The following is a 26,437-nucleotide window of genomic DNA, read 5'->3' on the forward strand; positions in this document are numbered from 1 at the left end:
AGCGAACTCCTTGCGGTGGGAAGACAGAAATGGAATCGACGGCTTGTTCGTGCGGCTTATTCGTAACGCAGCGCCACCGCAGGATCGACCCGCAACGCGCGCAGCAGCGGCACCAGCGCCGCAGTCGCGGAGACTCCGATCACCAGCAACAACACCGGCACGAACACCATGGGGTCGTGTGCCTGTGTGCGCAGGTTCGGGTCGGACAGCAGGTTCGACCACGGCACCGCCAGCGCAAAACCGATGGTCAGCCCGAGACCAAGTTGCCACGCCAGTTGTCGCGCTACCGAACGCACGATGGCCGCATGACCTGCACCGATCGCACGACGAATGCCGATCTCGCGCGTGCGTTGTGCCACCGAAAACGCCAGTACGCCATATAGCCCGGCCGCCGCCAGCAGCAACGCCACCAGGCCAAGCCCGCTGAATACGCCGGTCAGCACGACCAACCCCACGCGCGCCAGCGCCATGTCCTTGGCCTGGCTGTATACCGCATAGGTGGCCGCTTGCGGATCGACACCATGCACCGCCTCGGTCAGCTGTGATGCAAAAATCGCCGCATCGGCGCGAGTACGCACGGCCAGCCCGACGGCATGCAAGGGTGACATGGTGGCCGCCTGATCGAGCGGCATCAGCAAGCCGGGTCGCGATCTCTCCACCATGCTGTCGAGCTGCAAGGCCTCGATCACGCCCACCACGGTCACCGTCTTCGCCCATGGATGGCCGGGATACAGCACCAGCCTGCGATTGAGTGCATCCTCGTGCGGCCACAGGGTGGCGGCCATCTTCGCGTCGATGACAATCACCGGCGCACTGCCGGCCGTATCGCGCGCATCGATAAAGCGGCCTTCGAGCAAGCGCACGCCGTAGGTGTCGAGAAAATGCGGATCAACGATACCCATCTGCGGTCGCAGCCAACCGTCCGCAGGCTGCGGCTGGCCTGGCAGCGAAACGTCTTCGTGGCTGCCGAGGATGGCGCTGGGCACGGTGTCCGAAGCAGTGGCGTCGACCACGTCCGGATTCTGCCGCAAGCGCTCGACCACGCTGTCGAAAAAGCGGATGCGCTGCGCGTCGTCCCGATACAGTTGCGGCGGCAGCGCCACCTTGGCCGTCAGTACTTGCGCGGCATGCGACGTACCCACCGCCGGCTGCGCCAGCAAGGTATCCAGCGCACGCACGAAGGTACCCGCCCCCACCAACAGCACGACGGTAAGCGCGACTTCGGCCACCACCATGATCTTCGCCACGCGTGCGAAGCCGCCGACGGAACCCTTGCTGCCATCGCGCAAGGCATCCTGCAGATCCGGCCGCGACGCGCGCCAGGCGAGAATACCCCCTGCCAACGAAGTACTGAGCATGGCCACCGCGGCACCGAACACCAGCACCCAGCCATCGATGCCGTGCGCGAAAGGCACCGAGTCCGGGTGACTGGCCATCCAGGTCACACGCATCCAGAAACTACATCCATGCGTAATCGGCAGGGCCACCGCCAACGCCCCCGCACCCAGCAAAACGCTCTCGGCCAGGGCACCGAACACCAGCCGCGCACGACTGCCGCCCAGCGCGCTGCGCAGGGCCAATTCGTGTCGCCGCTGCAGCGTCTGAACCAATTGCAGATTGGCCACATTGATGCACGCCAACAGCATCACCACCGCGCCGGCACCGAACATCAGCCATAGCCACCGGCGCAAATCCAGCGGCGCAAAACTCACCGACAAGGGGTAGACCGTCAACCGTTCCGCGTGCTGCCCCGGTGGTAACGTGCGTTGTAGTCGGCCAGCCCACGCATTCAGCTCCGCCCGCGCCTGATCCAGTTGTACCGAAGGAGCCAGGCGGGCGACCACGGCGATGTATTCGTGCTCGCCTGGCTGAAGGCGCAACGGCATCCAGGCTTCCGTATCACCACTCGGAAATATGAAGCCCGAAGGCAATACGCCGACCACCGTGGCCCACTTGCCATTCACCCGCACCGCCCGGCCAATGATGTGCGGGTCCGCCGCGAACGCATGTCGCCACAAAGCTTCATCCAGCAGCAGCACACGGGGTGCATCGGGCGCGTCGTCGGCAGGCGTGAAACCGCGACCCAACAGCGGCTTGACCCCCAGCAGCTTCATCATCGAGGCAGTCAGCGTGCTACCCACGTAGTGCGTCGCACCAGCACCACCATCGAGGTTGATGCTGGCGTTCCCATACGCACCCATCAGATCCATGCTGCGCAGCTTGCCGCGCAATTGCAGATACTGGTCACTGTCCATCTCACTGATGCCGTTGGGGGTGGGCTCGCCCACCGCCACCACTCTGCTGGCCTGCGGAAACGGCAACGGCTGCAGGATCACGTCGTTGATCATCTCGAACAGGAACAGCAGTACGCCCAGTCCCACTCCCAGCACGCCCACCGACAGCAACGCATACCCTGGCCGCCTGAGCAACCGCCGCCATGCCTGGCGACATTCGCGCACGATCATCATCCTTCCCCTCGAAGTGCATCCATCGGTTGCACGCGGCCGGCACGCGTCGCCGGTATCAGGCACGCCAGCAAGCCGGCCAAAATAAGCACGACACCCACGCCAAGCGCCACGGCCGGATCGAACGCATTTGCGCGGCCGAGCAATCCCATCAGCACAGCGGACAAGGCATGTGACACGCCCAGGGTCGCCGCCACGCCGATCGCCAAACCCAGTGCGACTTGCAGCAAGCCACCACGCAGCACCAGTCGCAGCAAGCGCGCCGGCGCCGCGCCCAGCGCCAGTCGCACCCCGAACTCGCGCTCGCGCGCTGCCACCGCTACCGCCATCACCGCGTACAGGCCGGCGGCGGCCAGCATCAGCGCGAGTGCCGCGAAAATGCCGATCAATCGCAGGTTCAAACGCACGTCAGCGGTGGTGCTTTCGACGATGCTGCGCATCGTGCGCAGCTCGGCAATCGGCTGATTCGGCGCCACCTCGGCAACGGCCTTGCGCACGTCGGCACGCCAATCGCTCGGGTTGCCATGGCCACGCACGACAAAGCGCAACGCTTCGAATTCGCGAAGAATGGCCAACACCGACTCCGGCATCTGCGCCAGCGGCAGGTAGACCACCGGTTGCTTCGGATGCAGTGGCCCGCGTTGCCAAGTGTCGCCCACCACCCCGACGATGCGTGCCAGTACGTCCGGATGATTGTCCATCCCCACCCGTACCGTCTGCCCCAGCGCCTGTCCGCCGTAATACTTGTCGGCCAGCCCCTGGCTGACGATGGCCACCGGCGTACCGCCACGCACGTCGTCGCGGGTGAAATTTCGCCCCGCATGCACCGGCATGTCGAACAGCGTGAAGAAGTCCGGCCCGACGCCATCCAACTGCGCCACGAAGTGGCTGCCATCCGGCAGATACATGCCGTTGTTGTAGGACCCATACATGCCGTCACTGGTGGGCAAGGCGGTCGTGACCGCCGACGTGGCCACGCCCGGAATGGCACGCAATCGCCGCACCAGTCGGCGTGACAGTGACAGCACGGATGCGGGGTCCGGATAGTCGGTCTGCACTGGCGTCAGCTCGAAAGTCAGCACGTTGCTGTCGGCGTAACCCAATGGCTGTTGCGAGGCTGCATAGAGCGCATGCGCAAACACACCTGCGGCGCACAGCACCAGCGTAGCCATGGCCACCTGCACCACCACCAGTGCCCGACTGAAGCGCCCGCTGCGCACGCCCATGCCGCTGCGACCACCTTCGCGCAGCTCACTCACCGCGTGGACGCTGCGGCTGCGCCACAAGGCGGACACCGCGGCCAGCAAGGCACTCAACAAACCCACGACGAAAGCCAGCAACCAGGCCATCATGCCGACGTGCAATTGGCCACCCCACAACCACACGGAGGGAATGAAATCCTGCAGCAAGGCCAGCCCGACCGTTGCCAGCAGCATACCCAACAACGCGCCACCCACCCCCACCAGCAAGCCTTCGCCAAGGGCCGGCAACATCAACCGCAACCACGGCGCGCCAAGCGCACTGCGTACCGCCGCATCGTGATTGCGCGCCAGCGCGCGCAACAGCATCAAGTTGACCAGGTTGACCAGTGCAACCAGCAACACCAGCACGGCACAAGCCAGAAACAGCAGCAACACCGGCCGCGCATCCTGCTGAAATGCCGCGGCGAGGGATTCCGCGCCGAAGCGCGGTTTCTTCCAGTTGCCACCCATGCCCATGTCGCGATACATGGTGCGCTCATGCGCGTCGGCCTGTGCCGACACCGAGGCGATGCTGACACCTGGCGCCAACCGCGCGATGGCGAGGGTGCCGCTGTGGCCGTAGTTGCGACTATGCACCGGAAGGGCCATCGGCAGCACCACGTCGCCTGGGCCCAGTACGGTGTTGAAGGCTTTCGGAAGCACACCGACGATGGTGTGCGGCACGCCCTCGATGCGCACACTGCGGCCGATCACATGCACATCACCGCCGTACGCTCGCTGCCATAGTCCGTAACCGATGATGACCACCTTCGGGCCGTTCGGCGCATCTTCCGCTGCAGAAAAATTGCGCCCCAGCACCGGCCGCAAGCCCAGCGCGGGCAGCGATCCGCGGTCCATAAGGATCGCCGGGGTCTGTGTCGGCACACCGTCTCCGGCGATGTTCGCCTTCAGGCCAAAATGCACCAGCCCCAATGCAGCCACGCCATCGAGCTGGCCCAGATACTGGTACTCGTGCAGCGAGATACCACCCGCGCTCAGCTTGCCACTGTCGTCCAGCTGACCGATGACTGCCACACGCGACGCCTGCGGCAGCGGCAGCGGCCGCCACAAGGTGTTCTGGATCAATACGAACACCGCCACGCTGGCGCCGATACCCAGCGCCAATACGCCGCTGGCCAGCAGCAGGAAGCCGGGGCGGCGCAAACTCGCACGCCAGGCGCGCCAGATTTCGGTGAGCCAAATGGTCATCTTCTACTCCCCGCGCAAGGCGTGCATCGGCGCCACCCGCGCCGCGCGCAATGCTGGCAGCAGGCAGGCCAATACGCCGGCCACGAGCAACAAGACGGCCACGGCGAGCAGCGTCCAGGGGTCGAATGCACTGTCAGTACCCAGGGTGTCGAACATCAGCTTGCGCAGTGAACGTGCGGCGACCAGAGTCAGCACCACGCCAATGACCAGCCCGATGCCGATCTGGATCACGCCACCACGCAGCACCCAGGCCAGCAACCTCGATGCCGAGGAACCGAGCGCCATGCGCACGCCGATTTCGCGCTCGCGCGCGGCCACCGACACCGCCATTACTGCGTACAGGCCGGCACTGGCCAGTACCAGCGCCATCACGGCGAACACACCGATCAAGAGCAGGTCCAGCCGCGCGTCAGCCGTGGTGCTTTCGACAATCGAGGCCAATGTACGCATGTTGGCGATCGGCTGCGTTGGCGCCACGCGCGCCACGGCCTCGCGCATGACATCGCGATACGCCAGCGGATCGCCATGCACGCGGATCGCGAAACGCATCGGCTCGAACGAACGAACCACTTGAATCAGCTTGTCCGGCGTCTGTGCCAGCGGCAGATACACGATGGGTGGCTGCGGCCCGAGTGGCCCGTACTGACTGGTGTTTGCCACCACGCCCACGATACGCGCCTCGACACCCTCGGGGCCTTGATAGACGTCGATGATCTTGCCCAAGGCGTGCCCGCCATAGACGTGATCGGCAAGCTCACGGTTGATGATGGCCACCGCCTCACCGCCGCGCACGTCGCCCTGATCAAAGGGGCGGCCCTCGCGCAGTGCAATGCCAAACGCCGGGAAGAAACCCGGGCTGATGGCGCGAAATTGCGCGTTGAACGGCTCACCGCCCGGAACATGCATGGGGAGATTCAATTGCTGCCCCACCGGCAGGTTGGTGCTGGCCACCGCAGCTTCCACACCCGACTGCCCACGCAGTTGCTCCAACACCTGTTGCGCCAGTTGCTGCACGCTGGCGGCATCCGGGTAGCTGGACTTCACCGGTGCCAGTTCCATGGTCAGGATGCGCTGGTCGGAGAACCCGAGTTGGGCATGCGCGGCGTCATACAGTGCATGCAGAAACAGGCCCGCAACGACCAGCAACGCGGTCGCCAACGCGACCTGGGTGACCACCAGCACACGCCCCAGTCGTTGGTCCGTACGCCCGAAGCCGCTACGTCCGCCCTCCCGCAGATGATCCATGTCGCCCATCCTGCGACTGCGCCATACACCCAGTCCGGCGGCGACCAGTGCGGCCGTCACGCCAACCATCAGCGCCAGCAACATGGTGCGTCCGTCCAGCACCGCTGCGTTCAAATCGACCAATTCGGCGGAAACGGCATGGCGCAACACGTCCAGCGACGCCCAAGCCAGCAGCACCCCGACAAGGGAGGCGCACACACCAATCAGCAGGGCATCCGCCAACGCCGGTAACACTTGCCGCCACAGCGAAGCACCCAAGGCTCTGCGCACGGCACCATTATGCCCGCGAGCCAGCGAACGCAGCAGCATCAGGTTGCCCAGATTGACCAACGCGATCAGCAGTACCAGCAAGGCACTGGCCTGGAACAGCAGCAGGATGCCGCGCGCTACGACATGCATCTGGCTTTGCAGGCTGATCGCCGTGAAATGCTGCTGCGCCAGCCAGTTTTTTCGCGACGTTGTCATGGATTCGGAGGCATACAACGCCCGCGCACGCGCATTGACCTGCGCCGACACCGCGGCGATGCCGACGCCAGGCGCCAGGCGCGCCACGCTCATGTAGTTGGTGCCGTCGTCGTGGCTGTTCGCGGGCAGTGCGGTAGGCAGCACCACATCTATCTGGCCCGTCAGATCGAATATCCGGCCCAGCAGGCCGAAGCCCGCCGGCAACACGCCAATGATGGTGTGCGGCTTGCCTTCGATCACAAGGCTCTGACCCAGTATCTGGGGGTTGCCGCCGTAATGGTTCTTCCAGAACGCGTAGCCAAGCATGACCACCGGCGGCCCGTTGGGCTGATCCTCGGCCGCACTGAAATTGCGCCCGAATGCCAGGTGGACACCAAGCGTAGGCAGCAAGTCGTGATCGACCAACATGGTCGGGACCTGCATCGGGCGCCCGCCGATCATCACGTTGGACGGCGCCAGCGACGTCACGATGCCGATGGACTCGACACCCTGCATGCCGACCAGGTGCTGATGCAACTCAGGGGATGTCCCGGCACCATCGTCAGTCATCATGCCCACGGCCACCAATTGCTGCGCGTGCGGATACGGCAATGGCTTCAGCAAGGTTCCTTCGATCAACGCGAACACCGCCACGCTGGCACCGATGCCGAGCGCCAATACCCCGGTCGCCAACAGCAGAAAGCCGGGCCGGCGCAGGCTGGCGCGCCAGGCCCGCCAGATCTCGGCGAGCCAGATATTCATGCGTCGACTTCCACGTGCTGGCCGATCAGCGCATCGAGCCGCTGCTCGTCTTCGCGGCGCAGGCGGTCGAAGGTGTCTTCGTCGACTACGCGGCCGTCGAACAGGCGGATCTTGCGCTGGGCCAATTCGGCGTAGCGGGCATCGTGGGTGACCATGCAGATGGTGGCGCCGCCCTGGTGCAGTTCGGCGAGCAGGGCCATCACTGCTTCGCCGTTGCGTGAGTCGAGGTTACCGGTGGGCTCGTCGGCAAGCAGGATCGCAGGCTTGCCGACCAGTGCACGCGCCACCGCCACGCGCTGTTGCTGGCCGCCGGAAAGCTGCGCCGGGTAATGCCGCATGCGGTGTGCCATGCCCACGCGCTCCAGCGCTTCCTGCACGCGTGCGCGGCGCTCGCCGGCATCGATGCCGCCGCGATAGGTGAGCGGCAACTCCACGTTTTCCTGCACGCTCAAGTCACCGATCAAGTTGAACGCCTGGAAGATGAAACCGATCTCGGCGTTGCGGATGCGTGCGCGTTGTGCCGCGTTGAGCCCGGCGACATCGTGGCCGTTCAGCGTGTAACTGCCGCTGCTGGCGGTGTCGAGCAAACCAAGGATCGACAGCAAGGTGGTCTTGCCGCAACCGGACGGACCGGAGATGGAAACGTACTCGCCACGACGCACGTCCAGATGCACGTCGCTGAGCGCATGGGTTTCCACTTCGTCGGTCTGGAAGACTTTGCGGATGTCGTGAAGGGCGATGACAGAAGCGGTGTCGGTCATGAGATGGTCCACTCGTTGTTCGTCGGTTTCCTTCTCCCTCCGGGAGAAGGTGGCCCGGAGGGCCGGATGAGGGTTCGGGTACCGCGGCGCGTTTCGCTTCGCCCGTACCCCCACCCCTGCCCCTCTCCCAAAGGGAGAGGGGTTCAGGCAGGTGTCATTTCACTCGTATGCGGTCGTATTTGTCCCACTGGCTGGTGTCGGACAGGATCACCTGGTCGCCGGCTTTCAATCCATGCAGGATCTGCACGCGGTCGACCGAGGCGGCGCCGATGCGTACCGGCACGCGGGTGGCGGTATCGCTGCCGGCATCGAGGCGGAACAGGCTGAGGTCGCTGTCGGCCTTGGCCAACGCCGGGCGGCCCACCGACAGCACGTCGTGCAGCAAGGCGATGCGGATGCGGCCATCGACGGAAAGATCCGGGCGTGCACCGGGCGGCAGTTTGCCGGTGAGCGTGACATCCACCTGCACGCTGCCGTTGCGCACGGCGGGGTCGATGCGCTCGACCTTGCCATCGACCAGGCCGTTGTGGGTATCCACGCTTACCGGCATGCCCATCACCACGTCCTTGGCCTGCACCTCGGGCACCTGCAGGCGCGCGATCAGCACGTCCGGACGCGCCACCCGCGCGAGGTTGGTACCGGCGGCGACCTGTGCGCCTTCCTGCACTGCCACTTCCTGCAGCACGCCGGCGATGCCGGCCTTCACCTGCAAGGCGTCGGCCTGGCGCTGGCGCAGTTGCAGGTTGCTGCGCTGCTGCTGCAATGCGGCCTGCACCGCTGCCATCTGCGCCCGCATGTTGCCGCCGAACGCAGCCACGCGCTGCTGTTCGATCTGTTCGCGCTGCTGCAACTGCTTCAAGGCGATCTGGCCCTGCTCGAACTGCACGCGCGGGATCAGCTGCATCTTTTCCGCCTTGGCATCGGCGTCGGCCTTGACCTTGGCCGAGGCGTAATCCGATTGCGCCTGCGCCAGCGCCGAGCGCTGGTCGAGGTATTGCGACTGCATCTGGGCCCGCTTGGCGGCCACGTCGGCTTCGGCCGCAGCCACCTGCGCCTGGGCGTTGCTCAACGCGTCTTCCACGGTGGGGTCGGACAGCCGCATCAGCACGGTATCAGGCTGCACCGGCGTGCCCGGCCAGACCAGGATCTTCTCCACCGTCGCCGGCGTGGCCGCCGCCAGCCAGCGGATTTCGCGCGGCACCAGGGTGCCGGTGGCGCGCACTTCGCGCAGCATGTCGCCCTGTTGCACCGTGTCGATCCACAGGCTGCCGCGATCAGCGGTGGGCAACGCAGGGCCAAGCCGCAACACCAGCACAACCAGCGCGGCGAGCGCGAGCACACCACCGGCCACGCTCCACTGCAGGCGGCGGCGTTTGCGGATTTTCAGCATGGGATTGGCAATATCCATGCCCTGCTTCAGCAATACCCGTGCCATGCAAACAAAGCCTTGCTGCACAGGGGTTCTCCCCGGCATTTCGTGGCATCGGCAGGCCATTTTGTCCGTTTGCGGATGCCACTGTCCGCCAGCGGACGGCTCGCCGCGCCCTCGCAAACACATCGCGCATGCCCGGCCTGCGCATCGCGATGACATGACATCGGCCATGATGCTGCGTGCGACCCACCCGCAGGAGTTCTTGATGCCCGCCAACGTGCCTTCCATCCCGATGTCCGACGGCCACCCCATTCCGCAATTCGGCCTGGGCGTGTTCCAGACGCCGGTCGAGCAGACCGCCGAGAGCGTATTGACCGCGTTCGATGCCGGTTACCGCCACATCGACACGGCGGCGATCTACCGAAACGAGGAAGGCGTGGGCCACGCCATCGCCGAATCGGGGCTTGATCGCGAGGAGCTGTTCATCACCACCAAACTGTGGAATGAGGACCAGGGCCGCGACGGCACCTTGCGCGCCTTCGACCAGAGCCGCAGCCTGCTCGGGCTGGAGGTCATCGACCTGTACCTGATCCACTGGCCATGCCCGGCCAAGGGCCGCTTCGTGGAAAGCTGGAAGGCGATGATCGAGTTGCGGCAACAGGGGCGGACCCGCTCCATCGGCGTCTCCAACTTCCGCGTCGAGGACTTGAAGCGCCTGGTCGGCGAGACCGGCGTGGTGCCGGCGGTGAACCAGATCGAGCTGCATCCGCTGCTGCAACAGAACGAGCTGCGCGCCTGGCATGCCGAGCACGGCATCGTCACCGAATCGTGGAGTCCGCTGGCGCGCGGCGACCTGCTGCAGAACGCCGTGTTGGCGAAGATCGCGAAGAAGCACCACAAGAGCGTGGCGCAGGTAATCCTGCGTTGGCACGTTCAACTGGGCCTGGTGGTGTTTCCCAAATCGGTCACGCCGTCGCGAATCCGCGAGAACATCGCGGTCTTCGACTTCCGCCTGGACGGCGAGGACATGGCTGCCATCCAGACGCTCGATGCGGGCACGCGGATCGGCCCGGATCCCGCCACGCTCAACTGAACCGACCGGACACCGGCGCTCAGCCGGTGTTCTGCAGACCCTGCGAGACGCCGTTGACGCAGGCCACCAGCGCCCGCAGCAGCCCTTCGTCCTCGCCGCCGCTGGCGCGCCAGCGGCGCAGCAGGTCCACCTGCAACAGGCTCATCGGATCGACGTAGGGATTGCGCAGGCGGATCGACACCGCCAGCCGCGGATCGTCGCGCAACAGCGACTTGGCGCCCTTGAGCCGCAACAGCCAGTGGCGGGTGCGCTCGAATTCGTCACGGATCAGGCCGAAGAAGCCCTCGTGCAACGGGCCGGACAGTTTCGAGAAGGCCTCGGCGATGTCGAGGTCGCACTTGGCCAGCAGCATTTCCACGTCGTCCAGCGCATTGGCCAGGAACGGCCAGTCGCGCGCCATCTCCACCAGTGCCGCCTCGCCCATCACCTCGGCGCCGTGCTCCAGCGCGCTGCCCAGGCCGTACCAGCCGGTAATGATCGAGCGGCACTGCGTCCACGAAAACACCCACGGGATGGCGCGCAGATCCTCCACGCCGCGCATGCTGCGTCGGCGCGCGGGGCGCGAGCCCATCGCCATCTGTTCGATCACGTCGATCGGCGTGGCGGTGCGGAAATAGTCGATGAAACCGGGGCGATCGATGAAGGCCCGGTACGCTTCGCGGCTGCGCGCGGCGAGCACGTTCATGTGTTCGCGCCACTGCTCTTCGCGCGGGTCGTCCTCGCGTGGACGCAGACTGGCGCGCAATACCGCGCCCACGGTCTGTTCGAGATTGCGCAGCGCCAGCGCGCGGATGCCGTACTTGCGGTGGATCACCTCGCCCTGCTCGGTGACGCGCAACACGCCCGCCACCGCGCCACGCGGCGAGGACATCAGCGCCGGCGTCATGCGCGCGCCGCCGCGACTGGCCGAGCCGCCACGACCGTGGAAGAACGACAGCCGGATGTCGGCCGCGCGGGCCACGTCCAGCAACTCCACCTGCGCGCGCTGCAAGCCCCAGCGCGAGGCCAGGGTGCCGCCATCCTTGCAGCTGTCGGAATAGCCGAGCATCACCCACTGCATGTCGCCGCGGGTGCGCAGGTGACTGCGATACACCGGATCGTCGAGCAAGGCCCGCAAGGTGGCCGGCGCGTTCTTCAGATCGTCCACCGTTTCGAACAGGGGCGCGATATCCAGCGGCACGATGCGCCCGCCCTCTCCTGCCTTTTCGGCGGAGGGAGCAATGGCAAAGCCGCCATGCCGCGCCAGCGCCAGCACCGCAAGCACATCCGCGGCGGTGCGCGCCATGCTGATGATGTACAGGCCGGTGGCGTCCACGCCGTAACGCTGGCGCGTGTCGGCAAGCGTGCGGAAGACCGCCTGCAGGCGCGCGACGGTTTCGTCGGCGCTGGCCTTGAACGCCTGCTCGCCGCTGGCATAAGGGCGCAAACGGTCGGCACGCTGGCCGGCATCGAGCGTGTTCCACTGTGCATCACCGAACAATGCCGCCAGTGCATCGTCATGCACGCGTGAATCCTGCCGCACGTCGAGCCGGGCAAGGTGGAAGCCAAAGCTGCGCACACGGCAGATCAATCGCCGCACCGCGTAGGCGCCGGCATGCAGGCCGTGATGTTCGACCAGGCTCGCATCGATCAGTTGCAGGTCATCGAGCAATTCATCCACGGACGCATAGCCTTCCGCATGATCGTCCTCGTGCGTGGCCTGCAGCCGGGCGGCGATCAGGGTGAGCAGGCTGCGGTACGGCATGTCGGCATGGCGCGGGCGAATCTGCGCCGCGGCCTGCGGAAAGCGCTTGCGATAGTCGGCCAGCCGTTCCGCCAGCCGTGGGTCGACGCCCACGCGACCTTCGGTCTGGCTCAACAACCGCGCCAGCGCAGTCACGTCATCCGCGTAGCGTTCCAGCACATGCGCGCGCTGGGTGGCGAGGCTGGCGGCAATGGTGTCGGCGCCCACATTGGGATTGCCATCCATGTCGCCGCCGACCCAGGTGGCGAAGCTGAGCAGGCGCGGCAGCGGCACGGCCACGCCATAAACCTGTTGCAGCGCATCGGCCAGCGCCTCGTACAGCGCCGGCACCACCCGGTACAGCGGGTTGGCGAGGTAGAAGCCCACGTGGTGGTGTTCGTCCTGCACGGTGGGCCGGATCGGCGAGGCCTCGGCCGTCTGCCAGCCGGAGGACAACGCCATGTAGATGCGGTCCTCGTCGCCGGCACGTTCCTGTGGCGTGCGGGTGGGATCGAAATCGTCGACCAGCGCGCGCACCACCGCCTGTTCCTTTTCCAGCAGCGAGCGGCGCACCGCCTCGGTGGGATGCGCGGTGAACACCGGCTCGACCTGCAGTTTCGGCAGCCATTCCAGCAACTCGTCCGCTTGCACGCCCTGCGCCTTCAGCCGGGTGAGTACGTCAAGCAGCGATTCGGGTTGCGCCGCGCCGCCAGCACGCTGGTAGTCGCGGCGACGGCGGATGCGATGGACCCGCTCGGCCGTATTCACGGCATGGAAATAAGTGGCGAAGGCGCGAGCCAGCGCTTCGGCAGCGTCCGCTTCGAGACCGGCCAGCGAGCTCGCCAGCCCATCCACCGCCTCGCCTTCGCGGCGTCGGCGGATCGCCGCGGTGCGCACCTGCTCCACCCGATGGAAGAATTTCTCGCCGCCCTGTTCGGCCAGCATGCGACCCACCAGGGCGCCGAGCTGATGGACGTCTTCACGCAAGGGGCCGTCGTGCGGCAGGAAATCGGGGGTGCTGCTGGCTTCCATCAATGGCTCCGGTAACTGAAGGGGATGAACCGGGCAAGCCATCGGTCGATCATTCCAGTGAACGCTGGAATCCAGCGCCAGCGAAGTGGCACGAAAACCCTGGACCCCGGCCTGTGCCGGGATGCGGCCATGATGGCTTGAATACGAACTGCTTTGACGAGTATGTCGAACCCGGCGTGGTCGTTGCGAGAATTCGGCGGAAGCCGTGCGGCGGCGCCGAATGTCGCGGATCGGCCAAGCGCTGAACCGACAGACCCTCCAGGAGCGTGGGCGGTAGAAACTTTCGAGGCGAAAAAGTGGCTGCGTGAGGACAGATTTTCGACGATTCGCCGGCCCATAGTGGTTCTATGGGCCAAGAAGCGACGGAAATATGGACCACGCAGCTACTTCTGCAGCCCGGAAGATTTCTACCGCCCACGCTCCTAGCCTACCGAATTTCTGCGGCGCCGCTCCTTCCATCTTGTCATAACGGTACAATGGTCCCTTCCCATCGAGGGGCGCTGCGACCGTGCACAGAGACGGCCAGGCTCGATGGACGCTTCCCGTTCCAACGGCGCCCGGATGGCCAGCACTTGCTCGCTGGCAAACCCGGAGATATTCAATGAACGCTGTTACCCAAGACACCGCCGCGAACGATTACAAGGTTCGCGACATTGCCCTGGCCGAGCTGGGCCGTCGCCGCATCCGCATGGCGGAAGAGGAAATGCCCGGCCTGATGCAGATCCGTGCCCGCTACGCGCCGCAGCAGCCGCTGAAGGGCGTGCGCCTGTCCGGTTCCTTGCACATGACCAAGGAAACCGCGGTACTGATCGAGACGCTGAGCGCGCTGGGCGCCTCGGTGCGCTGGGCCTCGTGCAACATCTTCTCGACCCAGGACGACTGCGCCGCCGCCATCGCCGCCAGCGGCGTCCCGGTGTTCGCCTGGAAGGGCGAGACGCTGGAGGAATACTGGGCGTGCACGCTGGACATGCTCACCCATCCCGGCATGCAAGGTCCCGAACTGATCGTCGACGACGGCGGCGACGCCACGCTGCTGATCCACAAGGGCGTGGAAATGGAAGACGGTTCGGACTGGGTCGACCAGCCCGGCGCCAACCACGAGGAACAGGTGATCAAGGACCTGCTCAAGCTGACCCGCAAGGAACGCCCCGGTTTCTGGAAGACCGTGGCCGCCAGCTGGAAGGGCGTCTCCGAGGAAACCACCACCGGCGTGCACCGCCTCTACCAGATGATGGAAGCGGGCAAGCTGCTGGTGCCGGCGATCAACGTCAACGACTCGGTGACCAAGAGCAAGTTCGACAACCTGTACGGCTGCCGCGAATCGCTGGCCGACGGCATCAAGCGCGCCACCGACCTGATGGTCGCCGGCAAGGTGGCCGTGGTGTGCGGTTATGGTGACGTGGGCAAGGGCTGCGCGCATTCGCTGAAGGGCTTCGGCGCCCGCGTGATCGTCACCGAGATCGACCCGATCAACGCCTTGCAGGCGGCGATGGAGGGCTTCCAGGTCACCACCGTGGAAGAGACCCTCGGCATCGGCGACATCTACGTCACCACCACCGGCAACAAGGACATCATCACGCTGGAGCACATGGCGGCGATGAAGAACAACGCGCTGGTCTGCAACATCGGCCACTTCGACAACGAGATCCAGATCGACCGGCTCAACACCGCCGACGGCGTCAGCCGCGAGACGATCAAGCCGCAGGTAGACCGCTACACCTTCGCCAAGTCGAAGCACAGCATCTACATGCTGGCCGAAGGCCGCCTGGTGAACCTGGGCTGCGCCCACGGCCATCCCAGCTTCGTGATGTCCAACAGCTTCAGCAACCAGACGCTGGCGCAGATCGACCTGTGGAAGAACAAGGACGTCTACGAGAAAACCGTCTACCGCCTGCCCAAGCAGCTCGACGAAGAAGTCGCCCGCCTGCACCTGGAGCAGATCGGCGTGAAGCTCACCAAGCTCACCGCCGACCAGGCCGCCTACCTCGGCGTGCCGGTGGAAGGTCCGTACAAGCCGGATCATTACCGCTACTGAGTAGCCGTTGCCTTTATCCCTCTCCCCTTAGGGGTACGCGGGGAGGCGCCATGGATGGCGCCGGCCTTGAGGAGCGAGGAGAGGGCTGGGGTGAGGGGCCACTCTTGCGAGTGCCCATGATCAAAGCACGCTTCGATCATCATCTCCGCGAGCACCCACCCCTCATCCGCCCTTCGGGCACCTTCCTCGCTCCTCAAAGCCGACGCCATCCATGGCGTCTCCCCGCGTGCTCCCCGAAGGGGAGAAGGATTTCAAGCCGCTCCACCACGCTCACCGACAGCCGCTCAGCCCACGACTGACACCACCGACATATAACGCTCGCGTGCCACGCCACTGAACCAGCGCAACTTCAGATAGGCTGGCAACCCGAACAGCAGCATCCAGCGACTGTTCGGATGAATGTCGTTCTGCGCCACCTGTCGATCCGCCACCCCGTCAGCCGCGCTGGCCACCACGCGACCCGCGTGCATCCAGCTGACCCGAGCGCGCCAGCGACGGCTGCGTTCACGCTTTGCGCGGACCATCGCCTCGTACGGAAAAGCCGCTTCCCGACCATGTTCGCGGAACAACCGTTCCTGCCAGGCAAACAACGACTGCAGCCGCGGGTGTTGCACGAAATGCGGCACGATGCGCAGCGGCCGCAGCAGCGACGCCAGGGTGATATCCGCCGCGCTGAAGCGTCCGCCCACCAAAAAGCCATCCCGCTCCAGCTGTGCGGCGATCGGCAACAACTGCGCCTCCAGCGCTTCGTACACGCCATCCTCGCGGTTGCGGTGGAAGCGGAAGCGCAGCGTCAGCAAGGTGCCCAGTACCGGCGCGGCCAAGGCACGCCAGCCGCGGCGGGCGAACAGCCCGCCACACACGTCCGGCATGAACAACTGCGCCAGGATCGTCGGGCATTCCATGATGATCTGCGTGTAGCCGAGACGCCGCGCATGCAATCCGAGCGTCGAATCCAGTCGCAGCATCCATTGCCATGCGGCTTCCCGTTCGACCGGATCCGCCGGCAGCAAGGCATGCCGCGGATAGGTTTCGTCGAGATAGCGGATGATCGGCGAGGAATCGCTCATCGTCACGCCCGTACGGGTATCGCGGATCAGCGGGAAGGTTTGCGCGCAGTCGAAATGCCGGATTTCCTTCTTGGTGAACGCGACGACGTCGATGCCGCGCCAATCCAGTTTCTTGAAATCCAGCGCCCAGCGCACCTTTTCCACGTAATGCGACCACTGCAGCTTGTACAGCTCGATCATCGCCCATCCTCCTTGTGTGAACGCACAACCATGGAGGTCACCGGGGATGGTTCAAGTGGTCGATGACCAAAAGCCTTATGGGCTTGCCGGCACGGCTATCCGAGCGCGTGATGTCCAACGTTGCAGTAGCCAGACACTCGCGCAGATCGACCTGAGTCGCCGCCGCACGTCTCCCTCTCCCCGTCAGGGAGAGGGCTGGGGTGAGGGGCCAATCTCGCGATAGCGCATTTTCGCAGCGGGTGTCGATCAATGTTTACGCGAGCACCCGCCCCTCATCCGCCCCTTCGGGGCACCTTCTCCCCGAAGGGGAGAAGGATTCATCGAATCAGACCGACTCCAGCCAACCCCACTGGTCGTTGGTCTTGCCGTTGAACAGGCCGAAGAACAGCTCCTGCAGGCGGCGAGTGACGCGGCCGGCGCTGCCGTTGCCGATCTGCTTGCCGTCGATCTCGCGGATCGGCGTGATCTCGGCGGCGGTGCCGCACATCAGCACTTCGTCGGCGAGGTACAGGTATTCGCGCGGCAGGTCGCGCTCGATCACTTCGATGCCGTTTTCGCGCGCCAGCGTGATCAGCGAATGACGGGTGATGCCGGTGAGGATGGAGGCGCTGGCCGGGGTGGTGTGCAGCACGCCGTCGAAGACCAGAAACAGGTTCTCGCCCGCGCCTTCGCTGAGCAGGCCGGTGGAGGCCAACGCAATGCCTTCGCCGAAGCCGAGGCGACGTGCCTCGCGCGCGATCAGCTGGCCGGAAAGGTAATTGCCGCCGGCCTTGGCGCCGGCCGGGATGGTGTTCGGTGCGAACCGCTGCCAACTTGACACGCAGGCGGTGATGCCATGTTCCAGCGCCTCTGGCCCGAGATACGGACCCATCGGCCACGCGGCCACGGCCACGTCGATCGGCGTTTCGGCGGACAGGCCGAAACCGCCCAGGCCGCGATACGCCACCGGACGCAAATAGGCGGCGGTCAGGCCATTCTTTTTCACCACGTCGCGGCAGGCCGCGGCCAGCTCGTCCTGGTTGTAGGGCAGCTGCATGTCGTAGATCTTGGCCGACTGGTACAGCCGCTTCAGATGGTCGGTGAGGCGGAAGATCGCCGCACCATCGGGCGTGGCATAGCTGCGGATGCCCTCGAACACCGAGGAACCGTAATGCAGCGCATGCGCCATCACGTGGGTAGTCGCTTCGGCCCACGGCTTGATCACGCCGTTCTGCCAGATCCAGTCGGGATATTGCTGCGCCATGTCGGTTCTCCGTGGGGGACCGCCCATGATACCGCGACCGCAGGCTTGGCGATCAGCCGGGCGGACGCAGCCACAGGCACCCGGCGCGAGCCACCACCGGGAACGTGGACTGCTGCGGCGGGCCACCGCCGACATCGGAAGTGCTCAATATCAAGGCCGGCGCCACCGGCGCGGCAGCCGACGGCTCGCCGGTGATCCCGTCCGCCGATGCCGTCGTGTCGTCGGCGTCCCCGTCGTCGCCCCCGACCACACGGATGCCAAGCAACGGTTGCCGCATCAGTTGCCCCAGTGAGCGGATATCCGCCACCACCGCATGATGGCCATAGCCGCCCCACAACATCAGACCGGCCAGCCGATTCGGGTCGCGGCCGGCAAAGGCATCGATCACCGCCTGTTTCAAGGCAGGCAGCGAGGCGGCACAGAGCGTGGCGGGCGGCATCGGCGCTTGCGTGCCGGTTGCCGTAGCAGCGCTCGGCGCTACCGGCGTGGCCTGCTGCGACGCGCAGGTGCGGTCGGTGAACACCGGGTTGCCGTTGGCATCCACGCAGCGATGGATGGCGTTCTGCGCCAGTGCCGTGCCCGTCGGCAAAAGAAGCAGGGGCAGGAGAAGCAGCAACAGGAGGGCACGCGTGCGCATCAGGCAAGCATAGCCTGTGCGCCGGCGCGGATCAGTGCAGCCGTTCCAGCACCGCGAGCGTCGCCCTGGCGCGATTGAGCGTGTAGAAGTGCAGCCCCGGCGCTCCGCCATCGAGCAGGCGCAGGCACATCTGCGCCACCACCTCCGCACCCAGCGCGCGGATCGAGGCCGCATCGTCACCATGCGCCTGCATGCGCTTGGCGATCCAGCGCGGGATCTCCGCGCCACAGGCGTCGGAAAAGCGTTTGAGCTGGCTGTAGTTGGTGATCGGCATGATGCCCGGCACGATCGGCACCTTCACGCCCAGGCGCTGCGCGTCATCGACGAAGCGGAAATAAGCATCGGGGTTGAAGAAATACTGCGTGATCGCGCCATTCGCGCCAGCGTCGATCTTGGCCTTGAAGTGGCGCAAGTCCACCAGCGCGTCTTCCGCCTGCGGGTGGGTCTCCGGATAGGCCGCCACCTCGACGTGGAAATGATCGCCCGAGTGCTCGCGGATGAAACGAACCAGCTCGGCGGCATAGCGGAAATCGCCGGCCGTGGCCATGCCCGAGGGCAAGTCGCCACGCAGCGCCACGATGCGCCGGTAACCGGCGGCACGGTACTCGTCCAGCAGCGCGGCAATCTCCGCGCGACTGCCACCCATGCACGACAAATGCGGCGCGACGTGGAAACCGTGCTGCTGGTGCAGTCCGCGCACGGTGTCGGAGGTATAGCTGAGCGTGGAACCACCCGCGCCGAAGGTCACCGACACGTATTCGGGCGCCGCGGGCTGCAGTGCGGCGGCCACGCGATCGAGCTGGGCGCGTTGTTCATCGGTCTTGGGCGGGAAGAATTCGAAGCTGATCGACGGCATCGCGGCGCGTTCCGGGTGGGGTCACGGGAAGTATATCTCTTGTTCGCGATGAAGCGATATTAAAGCTTATGACGATTCGCCATGCCTTGCGGGCCAGTGCCCGACGCGCCGCCCACCGCTCCACCAGGCCATGACTTCCGGCACCCTCGGGCTGACATCACTGCAAAGGGTCTGTCATCATCGGGCGTTTGTACGTCACCTGAATCTGGCCACGCGCCTCACGGGAGCCCCCATGTCTCATACCAGCTCGATCCGACGCGACGTCGGCGCGTTCGCCCTGATGCTTACCGGCCTCGGCTCCATCATCGGATCCGGTTGGCTGTTCGGCGCATGGCGGGCCGCGCAGATTGCCGGCCCCGGCGCGATCTGGGCGTGGGTCATCGGCGCGGCGATCATCATGACCATCGCCCTGACCTATGCCGAACTGGGCGCGATGTTCCCCGAGTCGGGCGGCATGGTGCGCTACGGCCACTACTCGCATGGCTCGCTGGTGGGCTTCATCGCGGCGTGGGCGAACTGGATCGCGATCGTCTCGGTGATCTCGGTCGAGGCCGAGGCGTCGGCGCAATACATGTCGTCGTGGAAGTGGCAGTGGGCCAAGGATCTGTACCACCAGGTGCCGGGCAGCCACGGCGAGTTGAGCACCAACGGCCTGCTGATCGCCGCAGCGCTGGTGGTGATGTATTTCCTGTTCAACTTCTGGAGCGTGAAGCTGTTCGCACGCTCGAACACCGCGATCACGATGTTCAAGCTGATCATCCCTGCGATCACCGCGGTATTGCTGATGATGAGCGGCTTCCATCCGGAAAACTTCTCAGTCGGCATCCACGGCGAACTGCACAAGACCGACTTCCCCTCGATCCTCACCGCCGTGGCCATCGCCGGCATCGTGTTCAGTTTCAACGGCTTCCAGAGCCCGGTGAACCTGGCCGGCGAGGCGCGCAATCCGGGCAAGAGCATCCCGTTTGCAATTGTCTGCTCGATCGCGCTGGCCACCGTCATCTACGTGTTGCTGCAGGTGGCCTATATCGGCGCGGTGCCGCGTGAAATGCTGGCCAACGTGGGCTGGCACGGCGTGGATTTCAGCTCGCCGTTCGCCGACCTGGCGATCATCCTCGGGCTGCAATGGCTGGCCACGCTGCTGTTCATCGATGCGGTGATCAGCCCCAGCGGCACCGGCATGACCTACACCGCCACCACCGCGCGCATGCTCTACGGCATGGAGCGCAACGGCACGTTGCCGAAGATCCTCGGCCGCGTGCACCCGAAGTGGGGCGTACCGCGCCCGGCGATGTGGGTGAACCTGGCGGTGTCGTTCCTGTTCCTGTTCTTCTTCCGCGGCTGGGGTTCGCTGGCGGCGGTGATCTCGGTGGCCACGATCATCTCCTACCTGACTGGCCCGGTCAGCGTGATGACGCTGCGCCGCACCGCCCCGGAACTCGGCCGCCCGTTCCGCCTGGCCGGCCTGCCAATCGTGGCCGGCATCGCCTTCATCATGTCCACCGAGCTGCTGTACTGGGCCAAGTGGCCGCTGACCGGCGAGATCATCCTGCTGATGGTCGTGGCGCTGCCAATCTATTTTTATTACCAGGCCAAGAGTGGCTGGCACGACTTCGGCCGGCAGATGAAGGGCGCCTGGTGGCTGATCTTCTATCTGCCAGTACTGGCCTTCGTCTCGTGGATCGGCAGCACCACGTTCGGCGGCAAGGGCTACCTGCCCTATGGTTGGGATCTGGCCGTGGTCGCCGTGGTCGGCCTGCTGTTCTACCTGTGGGGCGTGAAGTCGGGCTGGCGCACGCCGTCGATCGATGCCGCGCGACTGGAAGCCGCTCTCGAACCCGATGCACCGCTGGTGCCGCCGGACGAGGAAGAAGCGGAAAAAATCACCGGGCACTGAACAAGGCCGCGGCTCCACACACGAAGGGCGCGATCATCCCGATGATCGCGCCCTTCGTTTTTGTTGCGGTCTGCCAGGCTCCTAGCCCAACGCCAGCACGTCGCCGAGTAGTGCCTGTGCCGTCACTTCCGGTCCTGCGCCCGGTCCCTGGATCACCAGCGGCTGGGTGTGGTACCGGGTCGTGGTGAGCGCGAACTGGTTGTCGGTTCCGTACAAGCGCGCCGCCGGATGGGTGGGCGACACTTCGACCAGGCCGACGCGGGCGTGCCCGCGCTGGTTGAGCCGCGCCAGATAGCGCAGCACGTTGCCGCGCGTCGCGGCTTCGGCATGCCGTGCGGCCAGTGGTGCATCAAGCTCATCGGCACGCGCCAGGAAAGCCTGCGTATCCAGCCCGCGCAAGGACTCCGGCACCAGGCTTTCCACTTCCACCTCATCCGTGCCCAGCGCAAAGCCGGCGTTGCGGGCGAGGATCAGCAGCTTGCGCGCCACGTCTTCGCCGGACAGGTCGCTGCGTGGATCGGGCTCGGTATAGCCTTGCTGGCGCGCTTCTTCCAGCAGTGCCGAAAACGGTCGACTGCCGTCGTACTGGTTGAACAGATAAGACAGGGAGCCCGAGAAAACACCTTCCAATGTCAGCAGCCCGTCGCCGCAAGCGCGCAGGCGGCGCAGCGTGGACAACACCGGCAGGCCGGCGCCGACGGTGGCGGCATCGCCATAGTGCGCGCCCTTGGCCAACGCCTCCTGCAGGGTACGCCAGCCGGAAAGCTCGCCACCGCCCAGCGACTTGTTCGCGGTGACCACGTGATAGCCGCGTGCCAGCCATTCCGCATGGCGCGCCGCCAGTTCGGCGCTGGCAGTGGCATCGACGATGACTTTTACGGCTGCGTCGCTGGCATCCAGTGCATTGAGCAATTTCACGTCGTCGCGCGCATCACCCTGCCGCTTCAACTGCTCGCGCAAGCCACGGTCGGCGAGTGCCTCTACGGCCGTCTGCTGACGTCGCGAATTGGCCACGCCGACCAGTCGCAGGGCGGCAGCCACCGGCGTGTTCAAGAGCTTGAGAAATGCCCCGCCCACGACGCCGGTACCCAGCAGGACCAGGGCGATGCCAGCGGGAGCGCGGGCCGCGATGGCCACGCCCGCCTTCGACGCATCGCGAACCTTTTCCGGAGTCAGCACCGCATTCATGCACTCACCCGGCGTTTGGATTCCCCGGCAGCCTGGGCGCGCAACAGCGCGGCATCGAGGTCACGCAGCAGATCGGCACCATCCTCGATGCCTACCGACAGACGCAGCAGCGAATCGGCGATGCCCGCCTGGTGGCGCGCGTCCGGCGTCATCGCCGCATGCGTCATCGTGGCCGGATGGGCCACCAGGCTTTCCACTCCGCCAAGCGACTCGGCCAGCGAGAAGAACTGCAGGCCATCGACGAACGCCTCGATCTGCGTCTCGTCGCCCTCCAGCTCGAAACTCAGCATGGCGCCAAAACCCTGCTGCTGGCGTGCCGCCAACGCATGCCCGGGGTGATACTCAAGCCCGGGGTAATAGACCTTTCGAACGGCCGCATGGCCGTCCAGACGGCTGGCGATACGCACGGCATTTTCCTGATGCTGGCGCAGGCGTACGTTCAGCGTCCGCAGGCCACGCAGGGTGAGGAAACTGTCGAAGGGCGCGCCGGTGAGGCCGTTGCAATTACCCCACCATTTCAGTTGCTCGGCCACCGCCGCATCGCGCGCCACCACGGCACCGCCGACCACATCGCTGTGGCCATTGATGTACTTGGTGGTGGAGTGCACCACCACATCGGCGCCCAGCGTCAACGGCTGCTGCAGCGCAGGCGACAGGAAGGTGTTGTCCACCACCACCAGCGCGCCCACGGCATGGGCCGCCTGTGCGACGTGGCGAACGTCGGTGATGCGCAACAGCGGGTTGGAGGGCGTCTCCACCCATACCAGTGCCGGCTTGCTGGCCAGCCCTTCAGCCAGCGCCACGCTGTCGGTGAGATCGGCGAACTGCACGCGGAAGCGGCCCTTCTTCGCCCACGCATCCAGCAGGCGCCACGTGCCGCCGTAGCAATCATGCGCAGCCAACACCAGGCCACCGGCCGGCACCAGTTCTAGGGCCAGCGCGACGGCCGCCATGCCGCTGGCCGTGATCACGGCACCGACGCCCTGTTCCAGCTCGGCCAGGGCATTGGCCAACAGGTCACGGGTGGGATTGCCGCTGCGCGAATAGTCGTACGCGCGCTTGCGGCCAAAGCCCTCGAAACTGTAGTTGGTGGACAGATGCAACGGCGGCACCACGGCACCGTGCTGGGTATCGGATTCGATGCCGGCGCGCACGGCGCGGGTGGCGGAAGCGATGTCGGCGGGGATATCGGCGCTCATGGGGTCACACTCCACAACAACAGGGGATGGCCTGGCGCAGCAACGGCGCCAGTTTGCCGGTTTCTTTCAGGAAGGCATCGTGGCCGTACGGTGAGTCGACCACTTCCAGCGTGGCCGGGCCATGCAGCCGGCGCTGCAGATCACAGAGATCGGCCAGCGGGATCAGGCGATCGGTGGGAAAGCCGATCAACGTCGTCTGTGCATGCACGTCTTCGGGGGCCACGTCGTGCAGGTCGATCGACTCGGACAAGGCCAGGAAGCGCTGCACATCGAAGCGCTCGACGAAGCGACGACCGGCATTTTCCAGGTAATCCTCGACCGGAAAGTGGAAACGACCATCGCGATACTCCGGCTCGCCGTTGAAGCGACGCGAGAATTCTTCCCCGCCGCGATAGGTGGTCATGGCCAATTGCCGCGCCAGAGCCAAGGCCTCTTCGGTCTGACCGGAGGCCAGGCCGAGGCGCACGATCTGGCGCTGGATCGAACGCTGTGCAGTCGACAACGGATGCGAACGATGGGCGCCGGCCAGCAGGATCAGCCGCCCGATCTTGCCCGGGTGACGCGCAGCAAATGCAAGGCCCGCCATGGCGCCATACGATGAACCGACGAAGGCTTCCACCTGATCGATGCCCAATGCTTGGACGAGCGCGGCCAACGCGTCCGCCTGGTCCTCGCTGGACACGGAAGCCACGTCGTCACCAAGGTCGGCGGGAGCAAGCCAGTCGATGCTCAGCACACGGCAGGCGGTCAGGTCGATCGCACGATCCTCGCCCACCAGTTCGGCCCACCAGCCGGGACGGCCGTCCGGTGCCACCGTCACGTCGCGATCGGCAGAGATACCGCCTTGCACGATCACCGTAGGTGCATCCGGCGCGCCGCTCCAGCGGTAGCGCACTTCCACTTCGCGCATGCCGTTTCCATAGCGCGGCGTCAACGACAGCGTGCGACTGCTGCGCTGGTCGGTCAAAGTGGCTCGCGGGAAAAGGGCAACGACCACGGCAGAGTGGCGCTCGTCGGTGTCGGAAGCATGGGCGTGTGAAGCGGGCATCGGTGGTTCTCCTGTGGCATCGCCCCTGCGGAGAACCTGCAACGAGTTGCCGTCAAAGACCACGACATGGCCGTGCTGACGACATCCCATCTACCGGTTGACGCCGAAGCGCCCCGCAGGAGTTGGCACCGTTGCAGGAATCACCTGCAGGTTGCCCCGGCTTCAAAGGGCCTGTCCCTCAGCCGGTCTCGATGAGTGGACCCGACTCTAGCTTTTGCAAATTTGCTTGTCAATGGACGTATAGACGTCCATACGTCCAAAAGTCCGCATAGAACCTTGCATTGCGGGCTTATGTTGATTGGCCATATCCGCCAAACCGCCCATCCAGGCCAGCTGGTGGCACTCTCTTGGAATGCCGGCCCGTGCTGTGGCCGGCCCCGTTTCCAGCACAGATTTCCGCATCATGACCATCCGTTCCAACCTGTCCTCCGCCGTCGGCAACACCCCACTGTTGCGCCTCAATCACGCCTCAAGCCTTACCGGATGCGAGGTGCTCGCCAAGGCGGAGTTTCTCAACCCCGGCGGCTCGATCAAGGACAGGACCGCGCTCGGCCTGCTGCTCGATGCCGAGCAACGGGGACTGATCCGGCCCGGGGGCACCATCGTTGAGGGCACGGCCGGCAACACCGGCATCGGACTGGCGCTGATCGGGGCCAGTCGCGGCTATCGCACGGTCATCTTCATGCCGGACACGCAAAGCCGCGAGAAAATCGACGCGTTGCGCATCGCCGGCGCCGACGTGCGACTGATTCCCGCTGTGCCATTCAGCAACCCGCAGCACTATGTCCACGTTGCGCGCGCCCACGCCGGGCAGCTGAATGAAGCCAAGCCGAGGAGTGCCTGGTTCGCCAACCAGTTCGACAATACCGCCAACCGTGATTGGCACGAGAACACCACGGGGCCCGAGATCTGGGATCAAACCCATGGCAAGATCGATGGATTCGTTTGCTCCGCGGGTACGGGCGGCACCCTGGCCGGGATCGGGCGGGCACTCAAGGCGCGAAATCCTCGTGTGAAGATCGCCCTTTCGGACCCCACGGGTTCGGCCCTGGCTCATTTCATCACCCATGGCGAATTGCTCGCCGAGGGCAATTCGATCAGCGAAGGGATCGGCTCCAGCCGCATCACCGAAAACTTCAAGGACGCGCCGATCGACCTGGCCTGGTCCATCCCCGATCAGGAGTCCGTGCCACTGCTGCACCAGCTGCTGCGCGACGAAGGCTGGTGCGTGGGTGGTTCCAGCGGCGTGAATATCGCCGGGGCCATTCGCCTCGCAAGGGAGCTCGGCCCCGGGCATACCGTGGTCACCGTGCTCGCCGATGCCGGCACCCGTTATCAGGCCAAACTGTTCAACCCGGCACTCTTGCACGAGAAAGCCATCCCGGTACCGGATTGGCTGGAACACGCGTTCCCGGGCTGAGTGGCTCCACGGGCTCGCTCGTATCTGCTCCCGCACACTGCTGCGCCAGTCACAATTGCCTTAGCGGGGCCGTTTCCTGCACTGCATGCGGAGTTTGCGGAAGCGCCTGATGCAGCCCAAAAGGTAGATCGTACGTGCGCAGAGTCGGCCAGCGCAGGCTGCGCCGACATCCCGCCACGCGATCACGGCGGGGGCGTTCTCAGCGATTCGGTCGGCACCAAAGCAGAAGGCCTCCCCGGGTGGGGAGGCCTTCTAAGGATAAAGCCCCTGGCGGTGACCTACTCTCGCATGCAAGAAGCACACTACCATCGGCGCGG

General features: G+C 65.5%; 17 protein-coding genes and 2 riboswitches. Of the genes, 4 read left to right on the forward strand and 13 right to left on the reverse strand.

Annotation, left to right across the window (positions count from 1 at the left end; all coding sequences use genetic code 11):
• Nucleotides 1-56 precede the first annotated feature (56 nt).
• The 5 genes from AB7849_RS13540 to AB7849_RS13560 all read right to left on the reverse strand — a co-directional run bounded on the left by AB7849_RS13540 (nucleotide 57) and on the right by AB7849_RS13560 (nucleotide 9,562).
• Nucleotides 57-2,465, reverse strand: a complete 2,409-nt coding sequence (locus tag AB7849_RS13540) for an ADOP family duplicated permease (RefSeq protein WP_369501162.1) — start codon at nucleotides 2,463-2,465, stop codon at nucleotides 57-59.
• Entirely contained in the window at nucleotides 2,465-4,915 is a 2,451-nt protein-coding gene (locus tag AB7849_RS13545; RefSeq protein ID WP_369501163.1) for an ADOP family duplicated permease, read from the reverse strand. The genes AB7849_RS13540 and AB7849_RS13545 overlap by 1 nt, the downstream gene beginning before the upstream one ends.
• 3 nt (nucleotides 4,916-4,918) lie before the next feature.
• On the reverse strand, nucleotides 4,919-7,366 hold the full coding sequence (locus AB7849_RS13550) for an ADOP family duplicated permease (RefSeq protein WP_369501164.1): 2,448 nt from the start codon (nucleotides 7,364-7,366) through the stop codon (nucleotides 4,919-4,921).
• Nucleotides 7,363-8,127 carry an ABC transporter ATP-binding protein gene (locus tag AB7849_RS13555; protein WP_037098027.1) on the reverse strand — a complete coding sequence of 255 codons (765 nt, stop codon included), beginning with the start codon at nucleotides 8,125-8,127 and terminating at the stop codon, nucleotides 7,363-7,365. Before AB7849_RS13555 ends, AB7849_RS13550 begins: the two co-directional genes overlap by 4 nt.
• 154 nt (nucleotides 8,128-8,281) lie before the next feature.
• Nucleotides 8,282-9,562, reverse strand: a complete 1,281-nt coding sequence (locus tag AB7849_RS13560) for an efflux RND transporter periplasmic adaptor subunit (RefSeq protein ID WP_237711739.1) — start codon at nucleotides 9,560-9,562, stop codon at nucleotides 8,282-8,284.
• Nucleotides 9,563-9,728: 166 nt separating this feature from the next.
• Between AB7849_RS13560 and AB7849_RS13565 the strand changes: the two genes are divergently transcribed.
• Nucleotides 9,729-10,592, forward strand: a complete 864-nt coding sequence (locus AB7849_RS13565; RefSeq protein WP_369501165.1) for an aldo/keto reductase — start codon at nucleotides 9,729-9,731, stop codon at nucleotides 10,590-10,592.
• 19 nt (nucleotides 10,593-10,611) lie between these two features.
• Here AB7849_RS13565 and ppc read toward each other — a convergent pair whose 3' ends face one another.
• Complete coding sequence (gene ppc, locus AB7849_RS13570; protein WP_008207891.1) at nucleotides 10,612-13,347, reverse strand: phosphoenolpyruvate carboxylase; 2,736 nt, start codon at nucleotides 13,345-13,347, stop codon at nucleotides 10,612-10,614.
• A gap of 486 nt (nucleotides 13,348-13,833) precedes the next feature.
• Nucleotides 13,834-13,913: riboswitch (S-adenosyl-L-homocysteine riboswitch) on the forward strand.
• Nucleotides 13,914-13,948: 35 nt separating this feature from the next.
• Here ppc and ahcY point away from each other — a divergent pair.
• Nucleotides 13,949-15,382, forward strand: a complete 1,434-nt coding sequence (ahcY, locus tag AB7849_RS13575) for an adenosylhomocysteinase (protein ID WP_369501167.1) — start codon at nucleotides 13,949-13,951, stop codon at nucleotides 15,380-15,382.
• A gap of 284 nt (nucleotides 15,383-15,666) precedes the next feature.
• Here ahcY and AB7849_RS13580 read toward each other — a convergent pair whose 3' ends face one another.
• The 4 genes from AB7849_RS13580 to metF all read right to left on the reverse strand — a co-directional run bounded on the left by AB7849_RS13580 (nucleotide 15,667) and on the right by metF (nucleotide 19,368).
• Nucleotides 15,667-16,632: a glutathione S-transferase family protein gene (locus AB7849_RS13580; RefSeq protein WP_369501168.1), complete on the reverse strand. Its 966-nt coding sequence runs from the start codon at nucleotides 16,630-16,632 to the stop codon at nucleotides 15,667-15,669.
• A gap of 325 nt (nucleotides 16,633-16,957) precedes the next feature.
• Nucleotides 16,958-17,875, reverse strand: coding sequence for a branched-chain amino acid transaminase (locus AB7849_RS13585; RefSeq protein WP_008213988.1), 918 nt, complete (start codon nucleotides 17,873-17,875; stop codon nucleotides 16,958-16,960).
• 52 nt (nucleotides 17,876-17,927) lie between these two features.
• On the reverse strand, nucleotides 17,928-18,512 hold the full coding sequence (locus AB7849_RS13590; protein WP_008213986.1) for a DUF4124 domain-containing protein: 585 nt from the start codon (nucleotides 18,510-18,512) through the stop codon (nucleotides 17,928-17,930).
• 31 nt (nucleotides 18,513-18,543) lie between these two features.
• Nucleotides 18,544-19,368, reverse strand: a complete 825-nt coding sequence (gene metF, locus AB7849_RS13595; protein ID WP_008213984.1) for a methylenetetrahydrofolate reductase [NAD(P)H] — start codon at nucleotides 19,366-19,368, stop codon at nucleotides 18,544-18,546.
• 232 nt (nucleotides 19,369-19,600) lie between these two features.
• On the opposite strand from metF, the gene AB7849_RS13600 reads away from it, so the two are divergent.
• Nucleotides 19,601-21,265, forward strand: a complete 1,665-nt coding sequence (locus AB7849_RS13600) for an APC family permease (RefSeq protein ID WP_147628196.1) — start codon at nucleotides 19,601-19,603, stop codon at nucleotides 21,263-21,265.
• 81 nt (nucleotides 21,266-21,346) lie between these two features.
• On the opposite strand, the gene AB7849_RS13605 is transcribed toward AB7849_RS13600, so the two are convergent.
• Genes AB7849_RS13605 through metX form a run of 3 tightly spaced genes read right to left on the reverse strand, consistent with a single transcriptional unit; the run spans nucleotide 21,347 to nucleotide 24,700 of the window.
• Complete coding sequence (locus AB7849_RS13605; protein ID WP_008213982.1) at nucleotides 21,347-22,453, reverse strand: homoserine dehydrogenase; 1,107 nt, start codon at nucleotides 22,451-22,453, stop codon at nucleotides 21,347-21,349.
• Nucleotides 22,450-23,652 (reverse strand): cystathionine gamma-synthase, encoded by a 1,203-nt coding sequence (gene metB / locus AB7849_RS13610; RefSeq protein ID WP_008213981.1) that lies wholly within the window; start codon nucleotides 23,650-23,652, stop codon nucleotides 22,450-22,452. Before metB ends, AB7849_RS13605 begins: the two co-directional genes overlap by 4 nt.
• A 4-nt stretch (nucleotides 23,653-23,656) precedes the next feature.
• Nucleotides 23,657-24,700 (reverse strand): homoserine O-succinyltransferase MetX, encoded by a 1,044-nt coding sequence (gene metX, locus AB7849_RS13615; RefSeq protein ID WP_008213979.1) that lies wholly within the window; start codon nucleotides 24,698-24,700, stop codon nucleotides 23,657-23,659.
• Nucleotides 24,701-24,783: 83 nt separating this feature from the next.
• A riboswitch (SAM riboswitch) is annotated at nucleotides 24,784-24,898 on the reverse strand.
• 205 nt (nucleotides 24,899-25,103) lie between these two features.
• On the opposite strand from metX, the gene AB7849_RS13620 reads away from it, so the two are divergent.
• The gene (locus tag AB7849_RS13620) at nucleotides 25,104-26,120 is read left to right on the forward strand and encodes a cysteine synthase A (protein ID WP_369501169.1); all 1,017 of its coding nucleotides are present in this window, start codon (nucleotides 25,104-25,106) and stop codon (nucleotides 26,118-26,120) included.
• Nucleotides 26,121-26,437: the final 317 nt, after the last annotated feature.

Source organism: Rhodanobacter sp. FW021-MT20 (assembly GCF_041107475.1).
Taxonomy (GTDB): Bacteria; Pseudomonadota; Gammaproteobacteria; order Xanthomonadales; family Rhodanobacteraceae; genus Rhodanobacter_A; species Rhodanobacter_A glycinis.

What these genes read in the sequence shown, in the direction of transcription:
- AB7849_RS13540 (WP_369501162.1), bottom strand. Translation starts at nt 2,465, where the DNA reads ATGATCGTGCGCGAATGTCGCCAGGCATGGCGGCGGTTGCTCAGGCGG.
- AB7849_RS13545 (WP_369501163.1), bottom strand. Translation starts at nt 4,915, where the DNA reads ATGACCATTTGGCTCACCGAAATCTGGCGCGCCTGGCGTGCGAGTTTG.
- AB7849_RS13550 (WP_369501164.1), bottom strand. Translation starts at nt 7,366, where the DNA reads ATGAATATCTGGCTCGCCGAGATCTGGCGGGCCTGGCGCGCCAGCCTG.
- AB7849_RS13555 (WP_037098027.1), bottom strand. Translation starts at nt 8,127, where the DNA reads ATGACCGACACCGCTTCTGTCATCGCCCTTCACGACATCCGCAAAGTC.
- AB7849_RS13560 (WP_237711739.1), bottom strand. Translation starts at nt 9,562, where the DNA reads ATGGCACGGGTATTGCTGAAGCAGGGCATGGATATTGCCAATCCCATG.
- AB7849_RS13565 (WP_369501165.1), top strand. Translation starts at nt 9,729, where the DNA reads ATGATGCTGCGTGCGACCCACCCGCAGGAGTTCTTGATGCCCGCCAAC.
- ppc (WP_008207891.1), bottom strand. Translation starts at nt 13,347, where the DNA reads ATGGAAGCCAGCAGCACCCCCGATTTCCTGCCGCACGACGGCCCCTTG.
- ahcY (WP_369501167.1), top strand. Translation starts at nt 13,949, where the DNA reads ATGAACGCTGTTACCCAAGACACCGCCGCGAACGATTACAAGGTTCGC.
- AB7849_RS13580 (WP_369501168.1), bottom strand. Translation starts at nt 16,632, where the DNA reads ATGATCGAGCTGTACAAGCTGCAGTGGTCGCATTACGTGGAAAAGGTG.
- AB7849_RS13585 (WP_008213988.1), bottom strand. Translation starts at nt 17,875, where the DNA reads ATGGCGCAGCAATATCCCGACTGGATCTGGCAGAACGGCGTGATCAAG.
- AB7849_RS13590 (WP_008213986.1), bottom strand. Translation starts at nt 18,512, where the DNA reads ATGCGCACGCGTGCCCTCCTGTTGCTGCTTCTCCTGCCCCTGCTTCTT.
- metF (WP_008213984.1), bottom strand. Translation starts at nt 19,368, where the DNA reads ATGCCGTCGATCAGCTTCGAATTCTTCCCGCCCAAGACCGATGAACAA.
- AB7849_RS13600 (WP_147628196.1), top strand. Translation starts at nt 19,601, where the DNA reads ATGTCTCATACCAGCTCGATCCGACGCGACGTCGGCGCGTTCGCCCTG.
- AB7849_RS13605 (WP_008213982.1), bottom strand. Translation starts at nt 22,453, where the DNA reads ATGAATGCGGTGCTGACTCCGGAAAAGGTTCGCGATGCGTCGAAGGCG.
- metB (WP_008213981.1), bottom strand. Translation starts at nt 23,652, where the DNA reads ATGAGCGCCGATATCCCCGCCGACATCGCTTCCGCCACCCGCGCCGTG.
- metX (WP_008213979.1), bottom strand. Translation starts at nt 24,700, where the DNA reads ATGCCCGCTTCACACGCCCATGCTTCCGACACCGACGAGCGCCACTCT.
- AB7849_RS13620 (WP_369501169.1), top strand. Translation starts at nt 25,104, where the DNA reads ATGACCATCCGTTCCAACCTGTCCTCCGCCGTCGGCAACACCCCACTG.